Origin of the sequence: Luteibacter sp. 3190, assembly GCF_031456385.1 — a bacterium.
Lineage (GTDB): Bacteria > Pseudomonadota > Gammaproteobacteria > Xanthomonadales > Rhodanobacteraceae > Luteibacter.
The window spans coordinates 571157-585796 of record NZ_JAVDUO010000001.1; the positions used below are offsets into that span (position 1 = coordinate 571157).

The 14640-nt window shown below is 67.3% G+C and carries 12 protein-coding genes; 11 read left to right on the forward strand and 1 reads right to left on the reverse strand.

The window, feature by feature from the left end; all coding sequences use genetic code 11:
- Positions 1 to 104: 104 nt before the first annotated feature.
- From infB to gyrA, 10 genes are all read left to right on the forward strand, one after another.
- Positions 105 to 2981: a translation initiation factor IF-2 gene (gene infB, locus J2X58_RS02795; RefSeq protein WP_310046281.1), complete on the forward strand. Its 2877-nt coding sequence runs from the start codon at positions 105 to 107 to the stop codon at positions 2979 to 2981.
- A 171-nt stretch (positions 2982 to 3152) separates the two neighbouring features.
- On the forward strand, positions 3153 to 3524 hold the full coding sequence (rbfA, locus tag J2X58_RS02800; RefSeq protein ID WP_310046283.1) for a 30S ribosome-binding factor RbfA: 372 nt from the start codon (positions 3153 to 3155) through the stop codon (positions 3522 to 3524).
- 16 nt (positions 3525 to 3540) lie between these two features.
- The gene (truB, locus tag J2X58_RS02805; protein ID WP_310046285.1) at positions 3541 to 4458 is read left to right on the forward strand and encodes a tRNA pseudouridine(55) synthase TruB; all 918 of its coding nucleotides are present in this window, start codon (positions 3541 to 3543) and stop codon (positions 4456 to 4458) included.
- A gap of 143 nt (positions 4459 to 4601) precedes the next feature.
- Complete coding sequence (gene rpsO, locus J2X58_RS02810) at positions 4602 to 4871, forward strand: 30S ribosomal protein S15 (RefSeq protein WP_090054134.1); 270 nt, start codon at positions 4602 to 4604, stop codon at positions 4869 to 4871.
- Positions 4872 to 4901: 30 nt separating this feature from the next.
- A complete protein-coding gene (pnp, locus tag J2X58_RS02815) occupies positions 4902 to 7007 on the forward strand; it encodes a polyribonucleotide nucleotidyltransferase (protein WP_310046288.1) in 2106 nt (701 codons plus the stop codon).
- Between the two features lie 188 nt (positions 7008 to 7195).
- Positions 7196 to 8110 (forward strand): poly(R)-hydroxyalkanoic acid synthase subunit PhaE, encoded by a 915-nt coding sequence (locus tag J2X58_RS02820; RefSeq protein WP_310046290.1) that lies wholly within the window; start codon positions 7196 to 7198, stop codon positions 8108 to 8110.
- A complete protein-coding gene (locus tag J2X58_RS02825; RefSeq protein WP_310046291.1) occupies positions 8107 to 9174 on the forward strand; it encodes a class III poly(R)-hydroxyalkanoic acid synthase subunit PhaC in 1068 nt (355 codons plus the stop codon). Before J2X58_RS02820 ends, J2X58_RS02825 begins: the two co-directional genes overlap by 4 nt.
- Before the next feature lie 106 nt (positions 9175 to 9280).
- The gene (gene mtnA / locus J2X58_RS02830; RefSeq protein ID WP_310046292.1) at positions 9281 to 10294 is read left to right on the forward strand and encodes an S-methyl-5-thioribose-1-phosphate isomerase; all 1014 of its coding nucleotides are present in this window, start codon (positions 9281 to 9283) and stop codon (positions 10292 to 10294) included.
- The gene (locus J2X58_RS02835) at positions 10291 to 10704 is read left to right on the forward strand and encodes a GtrA family protein (protein ID WP_310046293.1); all 414 of its coding nucleotides are present in this window, start codon (positions 10291 to 10293) and stop codon (positions 10702 to 10704) included. The genes mtnA and J2X58_RS02835 overlap by 4 nt, the downstream gene beginning before the upstream one ends.
- 138 nt (positions 10705 to 10842) lie before the next feature.
- Positions 10843 to 13470, forward strand: coding sequence for a DNA gyrase subunit A (gene gyrA / locus J2X58_RS02840; RefSeq protein ID WP_090054125.1), 2628 nt, complete (start codon positions 10843 to 10845; stop codon positions 13468 to 13470).
- Between the two features lie 53 nt (positions 13471 to 13523).
- Here the strand turns inward: gyrA and J2X58_RS02845 are convergent, their stop codons facing one another.
- Positions 13524 to 14006, reverse strand: coding sequence for a peroxiredoxin (locus J2X58_RS02845; RefSeq protein ID WP_090054123.1), 483 nt, complete (start codon positions 14004 to 14006; stop codon positions 13524 to 13526).
- Positions 14007 to 14166: 160 nt separating this feature from the next.
- Here J2X58_RS02845 and J2X58_RS02850 point away from each other — a divergent pair, with 160 nt between their 5' ends.
- Positions 14167 to 14616: an Hsp20/alpha crystallin family protein gene (locus tag J2X58_RS02850; protein WP_090054121.1), complete on the forward strand. Its 450-nt coding sequence runs from the start codon at positions 14167 to 14169 to the stop codon at positions 14614 to 14616.
- Positions 14617 to 14640: the final 24 nt, after the last annotated feature.

A 14640-nucleotide genomic window follows, 5' to 3' on the forward strand; every position in this document is an offset into this window, starting at 1 on the left:
GCCTCGAGGGAAGCCGAGAGGTTTCCCGCCAGGGATGGAGGCAGCCGTACGGGTCATCGACGGCACGTATGGTTACGCGCGGGAACGGCGGAGAATAAAGAACGATGTCGGACGTCACTATCAAACAACTGGCACAGGTCCTGGAAATGCCAGTCGAGAAGCTCCTTGGGCAGCTCGACCAGGCCGGGATGAAATTCAACAACGCGGATCAGGTGATCAGCAGCACCGAGAAGGTGAAGCTGCTCGGTTTCCTGCGCCGCACGCATGGCAAGAACGAGCCGGCTCCGGAAGCGGACGACTCGGCGCCGCGCCAGATCACCCTGAAGCGCCGCACGGTCGGCGAGCTGAAGGTGAACTCGGGCTCGGGCCGTGGCGCCGGTCCGGCCAAGACGGTCAACGTCGAGGTCCGCGCCAAGCGCACCTACGTCAAGCGCAGTGCGATCGCGGAAGACGCGTCGCACGATCCGGAACGCGAGGAGGCCACGCGCAAGCTGGCCGAGTCGCAGGCCCAGCGCGAGCACGAAGAGGCCCAGCGCCACGAGGAAGCCGAGCGTCGCCGCGAGGCCGAAGAGGCACGCGTGCAGGCCGAGGCCGAAGCCCGTCGCCAGGAAGAGGCCGCCGCCGAGGCACGCCGCCAGGCGGAAGCCGCCGCGGCGGAACAGGCCCGTGCTGAACAGGCGCGCGCCGAGGCTTCGTCTGCCGTCGACACCGAGGCGCCGGCGACCCCGGCCGCCACGGCTCCCGCGGCCGGCGACGATGGCGTGGGCCATCAGACGGCCAAGCTCGACACGCGCTCGCTGGGCATGATCCTGCCGCGCATCCACGAGCCGCGTAAGCGCGAGCGCGTGGTCTCCAAGCCTGCGCCGCCCCCGGCTCCCGCGCCGGCACCCGCTCCCGCCCCGGCGGCAGCGGCGCGTCCGGCCGGCCCGTCCGCGGCCCGTCCGGCGCCGACCTCGACGGCCGCGCCGTCGGGCGATCGTGGCGCCGCGCGTCCGAAGCACGGCGGTGGCGGTGCGGGTAACGGCGGTCGTGGCGAGCGCGAGCCGGGCGGCAAGCGATTCGCCGCCGGCGAGCTGCACCTGTCCGACGCCGATCGCGCGCGTCGCTCCAGCGGCGGCAACCGTCGCGGTGGCGGCAAGGTGCGCGGTCGTGCCGAAGCCCCGCGTGGCGGTTCCGCGCCGACGGGTCCGCACGGCTTCACGCGTCCCACCGCCGCGGTGGTGCGCGACGTCGTGATCGGCGACAACAACCTCGTTGCCGACCTCGCGCAGAAGATGGCCGTGAAGGGCGCCGAGGTGGTCAAGGCGCTGTTCAAGATGGGCGTCATGGCGACCATCAACCAGACGATCGACCACGACACGGCCGCGCTCGTCGTCGAGGAGCTGGGCCACAACCCGGTCCGCGCCACGGACAACGACGCCGAAGCCGCGCTGGCTTCCCACACCCAGAGCGTGGAGCTCGACGGCGAGAAGGTCACGCGTCCGCCGGTCGTCACGATCATGGGTCACGTCGACCACGGCAAGACCTCGCTGCTCGACTACATCCGCCGTACCAAGGTGGCGTCGGGCGAGGCGGGTGGCATCACGCAGCACATCGGCGCGTACCACGTCGAAACCAGCCGTGGCGTCATCACGTTCCTCGATACCCCGGGCCATGCCGCGTTCACGTCGATGCGTGCGCGTGGCGCGCAGTCCACGGACATCGTGGTGCTCGTGGTCGCCGCCGACGACGGCGTCATGCCGCAGACTCAGGAAGCCGTGAAGCACGCGCGCGCCGCCAAGGTGCCGCTGATCGTCGCGCTCAACAAGATGGACAAGTCCGACGCCAACCCGGACAACGTGAAGCAGGGCCTCGCCAACCTGGAAGTCATTCCGGAAGAGTGGGGCGGCGACACGCCGTTCGTGCCGCTCTCGGCGAAGACCGGCGACGGTGTCGACGCGCTGCTCGACGCGATCTCGATCCAGGCCGAGATCATGGAACTCAAGGCGGTGGCCGACGGCCGCGCCTCGGGTGTCGTGATCGAATCGAGCCTCGACCGCGGTCGTGGTCCGGTGGCCACGGTGCTGGTGCAGCAGGGCACGCTGAAGAAGGGCGACTTCGTGGTCTGCGGTGTCGAATACGGCCGCATGCGCGCGCTCGTCGACGAAACCGGCAAGCAGGTCAACGAAGCCGGTCCGTCGATCCCCGTGCAGGTGCTCGGTCTGTCGGGCGTGCCGGAGTCGGGTGACGACTTCGTCGCCGTGAAGGATGAGCGCCTGGCCCGCGAAGTCGCGGCCGAGCGTCAGCTGAAGCGTCGCGAGAACCGGCTGGTGTCGAAGTCCAACCGTCTGGAAGACATCATGGCCCAGATGGGTCAGGGCGAAGGCCAGCAGACCCTCAACATCCTGGTCAAGGCGGATGTGCAGGGTTCGGTGGAAGCACTCCGCGACTCGCTCACCCAGATCGGCAACGACCTGGTGAAGGTGAACGTGATCTCGTCCGGCGTGGGCGGCATCACGGAGTCGGAAGCGACGCTGGCGGCGGCCTCGAAGGCGCTGATCATCGGCTTCAACGTCCGTGCCGACGCCTCGGCGCGCAAGGTGATCGATACGAACGGCCTCGATGTCCGTTACTTCTCGATCATCTACGACGTCATCGACCAGGTGAAGCAGGCGGCCTCGGGCCTCCTGGGCGTGGAGATCCGCGAAGAGATCATCGGTATCGCGCAGGTTCGCGACGTGTTCCGTTCGTCGAAGTTCGGCGCGGTCGCGGGTTGCATGGTCACCGAAGGCTTCGTCAAGCGCTCCAAGCCGATCCGCGTGCTGCGCGACAACGTCGTGGTGTTCCAGGGCGAGCTGGAATCGCTCCGCCGCTTCAAGGAGCTGGTGGACGAGGTCCGCAACGGCATGGAATGCGGTATCGCCGTGAAGCAGTACAACGACGTGAAGGTCGGCGACCAGATCGAGTGCTTCGAGCGCATCGAAGTGGCCCGCACGTTGTAAGAAAAGCGGAGATGGGGGGTGGGAAATGGGGGCGCATGGATGCGTCGTGAGCGGTACCGGTAGCGCCGCGGGGCGTATCCGGTTCCCTCAGGCGCACGTACATGCGCCCCCACTTCCCATCTCCCATCTCCTTCTTGGCCTCAGGCCAATGGTTCCCGGAGTGCCCTCCCCATGCCTTCCCGCGATTTCAAGCGCACCGACCGCGTGTCCGCCGAGCTCCGCCGCGAAATCGGCCTGCTCGTCCACGCCGCCGTGCGCGACCACGCGCTGCCCTCGGTCAGCGTGTCCGACGTCGAGGTCACCAAGGATCTCGACTGGGCCACCGTGTGGGTCACCACGCTGATGCCCGAACGGTCCGCCGAGGCCGTCAAGGCCCTGAAGGAGCTCGCCCCCGAATTCCGCCGAACGCTGTCGCGTTCGATGCGCCTGCGTCGCGTGCCCGAGCTGAAGTTCAAATACGACGAGTCGGTCGACACCGGCGAGCGCATCGAGCGCCTGCTGCGCGAGAACCCCGTGCCGCCGGCGGATACCGACGAAACCTGATCGCCATCCTTCGCGCATGAATCGCCGCTCCTTCCGCGACATCCACGGCATCCTCCTCCTCGACAAGCCGCTCGGTCTCAGCTCCAACCAGGCGTTGCAGACGGCGCGCCGGCTCGTCGGAGCGGCCAAGGGCGGCCACACCGGCAGCCTCGACCCGCTGGCCACGGGCCTGCTTCCCCTCTGCTTCGGCGAGGCGACCAAGATCGCCGGCTGGCTGCTGGGCTCGCGGAAGGCGTACGAGGCCGAGGTGAAGCTGGGCCAGACGACGACCACGGCCGATCTCGAGGGCGAAGTCGTCGAAACGCGTCCCGTGCCCGAGCTCGACGACGCGGCGATCGACGCCGCGCTGGCGCCGCTGCGCGGCCGCATCGTCCAGGTTCCGCCCGCCTATTCGGCCATCAAGCAGGACGGTGTTCCTCTATATGTCCGCGCCCGCCGCGGCGAAACGGTGGACGTCCCCTCCCGCGAGGTCGACGTCTACCGGCTCGACGTGATCGGGCGGACGGGCGACACCGTCCGCCTCCATGTCGAATGTGGTTCGGGCACCTACGTCCGGAGCCTGGCGGTCGATTTCGGCGCGAACGTGGGCTGCGGTGCCCACCTGACCGGCCTGCGCCGGCTCTGGGTCGACCCGTTCCTGGCACCCGCCATGGTGACGCTCGACCAGCTCCGCGAGGCGGCCGAGGCCGGCCCGGACCCGCTCGACGCCTGCCTGCTGCCCGTCGAGGCGGGGCTGGCGCATATCCCCCGGGTGGATCTCGACCCCGAACAGACGCGCGTGCTCGGTTTCGGCCAGCCCGTGCCGCTGGGCCCGGGTCCGTCGGCGGGGCGCTGCGGCGTCCGCGGCGCCGACGGGCGCCTGATGGCCCTGGGCGAGGTGGGCGGGGACGGTATCCTCCGGGTCCTGCGCGGGTTCAACCTGCCGCCCGTCTGACCGGGCTTGTTGCCGCTACGCGCAGGACGTTACAATTACGTGCTCGTTTAACGGCTTTCATCAAAAGCGAGGCTTGCGCAACTTCATCGGCAGTCGTTGAGGTTGCGCAAGTCTCGCATCCGCTTTTTAAGGAATCGATACACATGTCGCTCACCGTCGAACAGACCAGCCAGATCATCAAGGACTTCGGTCGCAAGGAAAACGACACCGGCTCGACCGAAGTCCAGGTCGCGCTGCTGTCCGCGAACATCACCGCGCTGCAGGATCACTTCCAGGCGCACAAGCAGGACCACCACTCGCGTCGCGGTCTGCTGAAGATGGTCAACAAGCGCAAGACGCTGCTGGCCTACCTCAAGAAGAGCGACCTCGCTCGCTACCAGTCCCTGATCGAACGCCTCGGCCTGCGCCGCTAAACCACCGGAACAGGACGAGGAGACATCGAAGTGGCGAAAGTAACCAAGTCATTCCAGTACGGTAGTCATGAAGTCACACTGGAGACGGGCGAAATCGCCCGGCAGGCCTCCGGTGCCGTCATGGTCAGCATGGGCGGCACGGTCGTCCTGGTGACGGTCGTCGCCGCGCCGAAGGCGCGCGAAGGCCAGGACTTCTTCCCGCTCACGGTCGACTACATGGAGAAGTTCTACTCCGCGGGTCGCATCCCGGGTGGCTTCTTCAAGCGTGAAGGCCGCCCGACCGAGAAGGAGACGCTGACCTCGCGCCTCATCGATCGTCCGCTCCGTCCGCTGTTCCCGGAAGAGTTCCGCAACGAGATCCAGGTCATCGCGCAGGTCGTGTCGCTGAACCCGGAAGTCGACGGTGACATCCCGGCGCTGATCGGCGCCTCGGCCGCCATGACGCTCGCCGGCGTCCCGTTCAAGGGTCCGATCGGCGCCGCCCGCGTCGGTTACGCCAACGGTCAGTACATCCTGAACCCGACCGCCACCCAGCTGAAGACCTCGGACCTCGACCTCGTCGTCGCCGGCACCTCCAGCGCCGTGATGATGGTCGAGTCGGAAGCCAAGCTGCTCAGCGAGGACGTCATGCTCGGCGCGGTGGTCTTCGGCCACCAGCAGATGCAGGCCGCGATCTCCACGATCAACGCGTTCGTCGCCGAAGCCGGCGCGAAGACGTTCAAGTGGGAAGCTCCGGCTCCGAAGACCGCGCTGTACGACGCCGTCAAGGCGGCCGTCGGCACGCGTTTCGCCGAAGCCTTCCAGATCCGCGACAAGCTCGCTCGCCGCGACGTGATCAGCGCGCTGAAGTCGGACGTCAAGACGGCGATCGCCGCCGACGCCGAAGCCAACGGCTGGACCGATGGCGACATCGGTGCCGCCTTCGGCGAGGTGGAATACCGCACGCTGCGCGACGGCGTCCTGTCGACCAAGGTCCGCATCGACGGCCGCCAGCTCGACGACGTCCGCCCGATCTCGGTGCGCGTCGGCGTCCTGCCGCGCACGCACGGCTCGGCGCTGTTCACGCGTGGCGAGACGCAGGCCCTCGTGGTCGCCACGCTCGGCACCACGCGCGACTCGCAGATCATCGACGCGCCGGAAGGCGAGTGGAAGGACACGTTCCTGTTCCACTACAACTTCCCTCCGTTCTCGGTCGGTGAAACCGGTCGCGTCGGCAGCCCGAAGCGTCGCGAGATCGGCCACGGCCGCCTCGCCAAGCGCGGCGTGCAGGCCGTCAAGCCGACGATCGAAGAGTTCCCGTACGTCGTCCGCGTCGTCTCGGAAATCACCGAGTCGAACGGCTCGTCGTCGATGGCCTCGGTCTGCGGTTCGTCGCTGGCCATGATGGACGCGGGCGTTCCGCTGAAGTCGCCGGTCGCCGGTATCGCCATGGGCCTCGTGAAGGAAGGCGACGACTTCGTCGTGCTCTCCGACATCCTGGGTGACGAAGATCACCTCGGCGACATGGACTTCAAGGTGGCCGGTACCGCCGATGGCGTGTCCGCGCTGCAGATGGACATCAAGGTCGACGGCATCACCGAAGAGATCATGCGCACGGCGCTGGCCCAGGCCAAGCGCGGTCGCCTGCACATCCTCGGCGAGATGGCGAAGGTGATCAGCACGGCCCGTTCGGAAATGAGCGAGTTCGCGCCGCGCCTGCTGACGATCAAGATCCACCCGGACAAGATCCGCGAAGTGATCGGCAAGGGTGGCGCGACCATCCGTTCGATCACGGAAGAGACCGGCACCACGATCGACATCACGGACGACGGCAACGTCGTCATCGCCTCGGTCAACCGCGAAGCGGCCGAAGCCGCGCGCAAGCGCATCGAGCAGATCGTTTCGGACGTCGAGCCGGGCCGCATCTACGAGGGCAAGGTCGCCAAGCTGATGGACTTCGGCGCGTTCGTCACGATCATGCCGGGCAAGGACGGCCTCGTTCACGTCTCGCAGATCTCCAGCGAGCGCGTGGAGAAGGTCTCCGACAAGCTGAAGGAAGGCGATATCGTCAAGGTGAAGGTGCTGGAAGTCGACAAGCAGGGCCGCATCCGCCTGTCGATGAAGGCCGTCACCGAGGAAGAAAGCGCCGCGGGCTGATCCATCGCCTGCATTGCGATAAAAAACCCGGCATCGCGAGATGCCGGGTTTTTTTATGCGCTGATGTCCTTCGGGTGGGAGCCGATCGTATCGGCGATCCCGCGGCAGCGGGCCCGGAGCCGGTGTCGCGCCGCCGGTCGGAAGCCGGCGCCTCGGCGCATCGGTCCCCCTCGCGGTACGATGCGCACATGTCCGATAAACCCCACGATTTCATCGATCAGTACCAGGCCTGGGTCCGCGAAGGCGTCGAGGCGTGGTCGCGGCAGTTCGACCCGAAAGCCTCGCCGGCGGAAGCGATGCCGTCCGCCGACATCATGGCCCGGCTCTTCGCCGGCCTCGGCGGCTACGGCGACTGGATGCGTTCCTACGCAGGCGGCGAGGCGCCCTCGGGTCCGTTCGCCGGCATGCCACCGTTCGGCTACGGGCCGCCACCTGGCGCCGCCCCGCACGAGCAGCAGCGCTTCGACGAGTGGGCCCGGGTCGCCAACGAAGCCCTGTCGCTGCCAGCTTTCGGCCTGACACGCGAGCAGCAGGAGGAACAGCAGGCCCTGCTGCGCGCCTGGATCGATTACGCCGGTCACTACCAGCGCTACCAGGCGCTCCTGCAGGGCGTTCATGAGCGCGCCAACGCGGCGCTGCGCGAGCAGGGCCCGCCGTCCGACGCCGACTCGATGCGCTCGGTGTACGACCGCTGGGTGAACCTCGCCGAGGAGAGCTACGCCGAGGCGGCGCTCTCCGCCGAGTTCCGCGAGGTCTACGCCGCGATGGTCAACGCGCAGATGCACCTGAAGATGCTCCAGCAGCGCCAGGTGGAGCGCGCGGCGACCCAGGCGGGGATGCCCACCCGTAAGGAAGTGGACAGCCTCGGGGAGCGCCTGCAGGCCGTGCGTCGCGAGCTCCGGCACATGCAGGGGCTGAAGGCGGAAGTGGAGGCGCTCCGCGCCCAGGTCGCGACGCTCACGGGTACGAAGGCAACGAAGGCCGCGAAAAGCGCGAAAGCCACGAAAGCCACGAAAGCCACGAAAGCCACGAAAGCCACGAAAGCCACGAAAGCCACGAAAGCCACGAAAGCCTCCGGCTCGCCGAAGAGCCGCGGCCGATGACCACGCCTCCGTTCCCGTTCGATCCGCAGCGCGCGCAGGCGGAGATGGAGGCGTTCCGGCGCAAGCTGGAGGCCGGCATGGAATCGCTCAAGCGCGTGGGTCCGATCGAGCTCGGCACCACGCCGCGCGAAGCGGTATACACGGAAGACAAGCTCACGCTCTGGCACTTCAGGGGCGAAAAGCCGCCGACCGCGAAGGCGCCGTTGCTGATCTGCTACGCGCTGGTCAACACGCCGTGGATGGTGGACCTGCAGGAAGACCGATCGATGGTGCGCAACCTGCTCGCGCAGGGGGAGGACGTGTACCTGGTCGACTGGGGTTATCCGGATGGGGCCGATCGCTGGCTCACGCTCGAGGATTACATCGATGGGTACCTCGACCGCTGCGTCGACGCCATCCGCGAACGGCACGACGGCGAAGCGGTGAACCTGCTGGGCATCTGCCAGGGCGGCGTGTTCTCCCTTTGCTACACGGCGCTGCATCCGGACAAGGTGCGCAACCTCGTGACGATGGTGACGCCAGTCGATTTCCACACGCCGGACAACATGCTTTCGCACTGGGCGCGCAACGTCGACATCGACCTTTTCGTCGACACCGTGGGCAACGTGCCCGCCGATGTCATGAACTTCGCATACCTCACGCTGAAGCCCGTGCGCCTGAACCAGCAGAAGTACATCGGCCTCGTCGACATCCTCGACAATCCGAAGGAGCTGGAGAACTTCCTGCGCATGGAGAAGTGGATCTTCGATTCGCCCGACCAGGCGGGTGAAGCGTTCCGCGAATTCGCGCGCGATTTCTTCCAGAAGAACCAGCTCATGAAGGGCGAGGTGCGCATCGGCGGTCGCCGCGTCGACCTGAAACGCATCGAGCAGCCCGTGCTGAACATCTACGCGGAACAGGACCACCTCGTGCCGCCCGCCGCCTCCACGCCGCTCGGCGATCTGGTGGGCAGCGACGATTACACGGCGCTGCCGTTCCAGGGTGGCCACATCGGCATCTACGTGTCCGGCCGCGCGCAGAAACTCGTGCCCCCCGCCATCCACACGTGGCTGGCGGAGCGCTGAATCGCCGTCGCCGGCAGCCGCCTGAAGGGATGTCTGGCGGAGGGTGGGAGCCGATCGCATTGGCGAACCGCCGCGCCAGCGGCGGCCGCCATGCGATAATCCATCGATGAACACCCTCGACTCCCACGACTCCATCCGCGCCGTGCAATGGCACGGCGACCGCCTGCGCCTGCTCGACCAGCGCCGTCTCCCGGCCGAGGAAATCTGGTTCGACTGCACCACCGCCGACAACGTCACGCGCGCCATCCGCGACCTCGCGGTGCGCGGCGCGCCGGCGATCGGCATCGCGGCCGCATGGGGCGTCGTGCTGGCCGCGCAGGCAGGCGTCGACCTGCCGACGGCCATGGCGACGCTGCGCGCCGCGCGCCCCACGGCGGTGAACCTGATGTGGGCGCTCGATCGCATGAACGCGCGGGTGCTCCAGGGCGCGGACGCTGCCGCCCTCGAGCGCGAGGCGCAGGCGATCCAGGACGAGGACCTCGCCGCCAATCGCCACATGGGCGAACTCGGCGCGGCGCTCATCGAGCCCGGTTCGCACGTTCTCACGCACTGCAATACCGGCTCGCTCGCCACCGCCGGTTACGGCACCGCGCTCGGCGTGATCCGCGCCGGCGTCGCCATGGGACACATCGAGCAGGTCTTCGCCGGCGAGACGCGCCCCTGGCAGCAGGGCGCGCGCCTGACGATGTGGGAACTGGTGCGCGATGGCATCCCCGCGCGCCTCATCGCCGATTCCGCCGCCTCGCATCTCATGAAGGACGGCAAGGTGAAATGGGTGATCGTGGGCGCCGACCGCATCGCGGCCAACGGCGACACCGCGAACAAGATCGGCACCTACCAGCTCGCGATCGCCGCGCGCCATCACGGCGTGAAGTTCATGGTGGTCGCGCCGTCGACCACCGTGGACATGGCGACGGCCGACGGTGCCGACATCGAGATCGAGCTGCGCGACGCGACGGAGCTGCTCTCGGTCGGCGGCACGCGCACGGTCATCGAAGGCGCCGAGGCCTGGAACCCCGTGTTCGACGTGACGCCGGCGGAGCTGATCGACGCGATTGTCACCGAGCGTGGCGTGATCCTGAAGCCCGACGAAGAACAGATGCGGATCATGTTCCCGTGATCCACCTGCGCCGCGAGGTCGCGCTGTTCGCGATCGGCGGCGTGCTCGGCCTCTGCGTGGACGCCGGCATCGCGCAGGCGCTGGTGGGGCTGGCGGGATGGAACGTGTACACGGCGCGCGTCGTCTCGTTCCTCAGCGCGGCGACCGTCACCTGGTGGTGGAACCGCACGCACACCTTCGCGCACCGCGATTCGGGGCGTGGCAGACACGCCGAGTGGCTGCACTGGATGGGCCTGATGGCACTCGGCGCGGTGGTCAACAACGGCGTCTACGTGCTCGCGTTCCGGGCGTTCCCGGAGCTGCACACGTGGCCCGCGGTGGCCGTCGCCGCCGGTTCCGCGGCCGGCTCGATCGCCAATTTCGCGCTCGCCCGCGCGGTGCTTTTCAGGGCGCCCAAAAGCTCGTCGTAAACCGCTGATTTTACGGCCTTTTTAGCTGTCATTTCCACACGCGTTGTGCTACCATCGACGGGTTGAGTCGGTGGTGCGGCGCGAAGCGCGGACACCTAGCCGGCGGGGGCACTCACGCAACATCCAGGAAGCCGATTGATGGCAGAACTCGCCAAAGAAGTCATCCGCGTCAACATCGAAGACGAGATGCGCCAGAGCTATCTCGATTACGCGATGAGCGTCATCGTGGGGCGTGCGCTCCCCGATGTGCGCGACGGACTCAAGCCCGTGCATCGCCGCGTGTTGTTCGCGATGAACGAACTGGGCAACGCCTGGAACAAGCCGTACAAGAAGTCGGCCCGCGTGGTCGGTGACGTGATCGGTAAGTACCATCCGCACGGCGACGCCTCGGTCTACGACACGATCGTCCGCATGGCGCAGCCGTTCTCGCTGCGCTACATGCTCGTCGACGGCCAGGGCAACTTCGGTTCGGTCGACGGCGACAACGCGGCGGCCATGCGATACACCGAGGTGCGCATGGCGCGCCTCACGCACGAGCTGATGGCGGACATCGACAAGGAAACCGTCGACTTCGGCCCCAACTACGACGAAAGCGAGCACGAGCCGCTGGTCCTGCCGACTCGCGTGCCCAACCTGCTCGTCAACGGTTCGGCCGGCATCGCCGTCGGCATGGCGACGAACATCCCGCCGCACAACATGACCGAGGTCATCAACGCCACGCTCGCGCTCATCGAAGAGCCGTCGCTGGGCATCGATGAACTCATGACCCACATCCCGGGTCCGGACTTCCCGACCGCCGGCATCATCAACGGCTCGTCCGGCATCGTCGAGGCGTACCGCACCGGCCGCGGCCGCATCCTCGTGCGTGCGCGCACCGAGATCGAAACGGAAGCCAACGGCCGCGAGACGATCATCGTCCACGAACTGCCGTACCAGGTGAACAAGGCGCGCCTGATCGAGAAGATCGCCGAGCTGGTCAAGGAAAAGAAGCTCGAGGGCATCAGCGAGCTGCGCGACGAGTCCGACAAGGACGGCATGCGCGTGGTCATCGAGATCCGTCGCGACGCGATGGCCGACGTCGTGCTGAACAACCTGTTCCAGCAGACGCAGCTGCAGGTCACGTTCGGCATCAACATGGTCGCGCTGCTCGACGGCCAGCCGAAGCTGCTGAACCTCAAGGACATCCTCGAGGCGTTCATCCGCCATCGCCGCGAAGTCGTCACCCGCCGCACCATCTTCGAACTGCGCAAGGCCCGCCAGCGCGCCCACATCCTCGAAGGCCTCACGGTCGCGCTCGCCAACATCGACGAGATGATCGAGCTGATCCGCACGTCCGCCTCGTCGGCCGAAGCGCGCGAGCGCATGGTCGCCCGTCGCTGGGAGCCGGGCATGGTCCGGGCGCTGCTCGCCGCCACCGGCGCGGCGTCGTCGCGTCCCGAGGACATGGATCCGCGCGACGGCCTGCGCGACGACGGCTACCAGCTCTCCGAAGCCCAGGCGACCGAAATCCTGCAGATGCGCCTGCACCGCCTCACGGGGCTGGAGCAGGAGAAGCTCTCCGACGAGTATCGCGAGATACTCGACACGATCCGCGGCCTGATCGAGATCCTCGAGAACCCGGCCCGCCTGCTCGAAGTCATCCGCGAGGAACTGGAACAGATCCGCACGGATTACGGCGACGAGCGTCGCACCGAGATCCAGCATTCGCAGGAAGACCTCAACGTCCTCGACCTGATCGCGCCGGAAGACGTCGTGGTCACGCTCTCGCACACGGGTTACATCAAGCGCCAGCCGGCCAGCCTCTACCGCGCGCAGCGTCGTGGCGGCAAGGGTCGCTCGGCCTCGGCGCTGAAGGACGAAGACGTCGTGCAGCAGCTGTGGGTGGTCAACACCCACGACACGCTGCTCACCTTCACCAGCACCGGCCGCGTCTACTGGCTCAAGGTGTACCAGATGCCGGAAGCCGGTCCCGGCGCGCGCGGCAAGCCCATCGTCAACCTGCTGCCGCTGGGTGAGGGCGAGAAGGTGCAGGCGTTGCTGCCGGTGCGGGATTACGACCCGAGCTGCTTCGTGTTCTTCGCCACGCGCAACGGCACGGTGAAGAAGACGCCGCTGACCGAGTTCGCGTTCCAGCTGCAGAAGGGCAAGGCCGCGATCAACCTCGACGAGGGCGACGCGCTGGTCGATGTCGCCATGACGGACGGCGAGAGCGACGTCCTGCTGTTCGCCTCGAACGGCAAGTCCGTGCGTTTCGACGAAGGCAGCGTGCGCTCGATGGGCCGTACCGCGACGGGCGTGCGCGGTATGCGCCTCGCGGACGACGCCGAAGTGGTGTCGCTGATCGTGGCGGCGGGTGAGGGCGATATCCTGACGGCGACCGAGCGTGGCTACGGCAAGCGCACGGCGCTCGAGGAGTTCCCGAAGAAGGGCCGCGGCACGCAGGGCGTCATCGCCATCCAGTGCTCGGAGCGCAACGGTAACCTGGTCGCCGCGACGCAGGTCACGGAAGCCCAGCAGCTCATGCTGATCTCCGACCAGGGCACGCTGGTGCGCACGCGCGTGTCGGAAGTCTCGCAGCTCAGCCGCAATACGCAGGGCGTCACGCTGATCAAGCTGCCGAAGGAAGAGAAGCTGATCGGAGTCGTGCGCCTCGAGGCCGAGGAAGAGATCGAAGGCGAAGGCGAAACGCCGGAAGGCGAGGCCGCTGCCGACATGCCGCCGATCGAAAGCGGCCCGGTGGACGGCGGCGACAACGCCGAAGCGTAAACAGAAAAAGCCGCCGAAAGGCGGCTTTTTCTTGGCCTGTGGGGCGGCCTAGGTTACGCGTCGATCGCTTCCAGCATCGCCTCGGCGGACGACACGCGGAACTCGCCCGGTGCTTCGATGTTCAGCACCTTCACCACACCGTCCACGATGTACATCGCGAAGCGCTTCGCGCGGATGCCCATGCCGTTCTTGGTGCCGTCGAGTTCGAGGCCCAGCGCGCGGACGAACGCGGCATTGCCGTCGGCCAGCATGTGCAGCTTCGGCGGGATGCCGCGGTCCTTGCCCCAGGCGTCCATGACGAAGGCGTCGTTGACCGACAGGCAGAACACCTTCACGTCGCGCGATTCGAAATCCGCCATGTGCTCGATGTAGCCCGGCAGGTGCTTGTTGGAGCACGTCGGCGTGAAGGCGCCCGGGACGGCGAACACCACGACCTTGCCCTCGCCGAGCAGGTCGAGGGTGGAGTGGGTCACGATGCCGTCCTTGAAGGTGGCAACGGTGGCTTCGGGGATGCGGTCGCCGACGGCAATCGTCATGGTTCGTTCCTGCGATGGGGAAAGCCCCGAGTGTAAGCGAAGGGGGCACCGGCTGAAGCGAAGACAACCGCGTCGGCGGGGCACTTGAATCGCGGATCGCCGGTCATATGTTTGTTTCCAGACGGCCGAGGGGCCGGAAAACTTCTTGGGAGTCAAACAGATGAACCAGCTTCGTCAGGTTTCGTTCCGTCGTGCGCCGGTGTTCGGCGGCGACGTCCGCAACGTCTTCGAGACGTTCTTCGGCAGCGATATCGCCGCCCCGACGGCGAGCGCCAGCGCCTGGGCGCCGCGCGTCGACATTCGCGAGGAAGACGGCCGTTTCCTGATCCTGGCCGACGTGCCGGGCGTGGACCTCGCGGACATCGAGATCCAGATGGACAAGAACGTGCTCAGCATCAAGGGTGAGCGCAAGGCGTACGCCAGCGAGGCCGAGGGCAAGTTCAGCCGCGTCGAGCGCGCGGCCGGTGCGTTCAAGCGCAGCTTCACGCTGCCCGAGAGCGCCGACGCCGAGGGCATCACCGCGTCCGGTGGCAACGGCGTGCTCGAAATCGCGATTCCGAAGAAGGCCCAGAGCGCGCCCCGTCGCATCGCGATCAACACCGCGGGCTAAAACGGCCTAAGCTTAGGTGTCCGG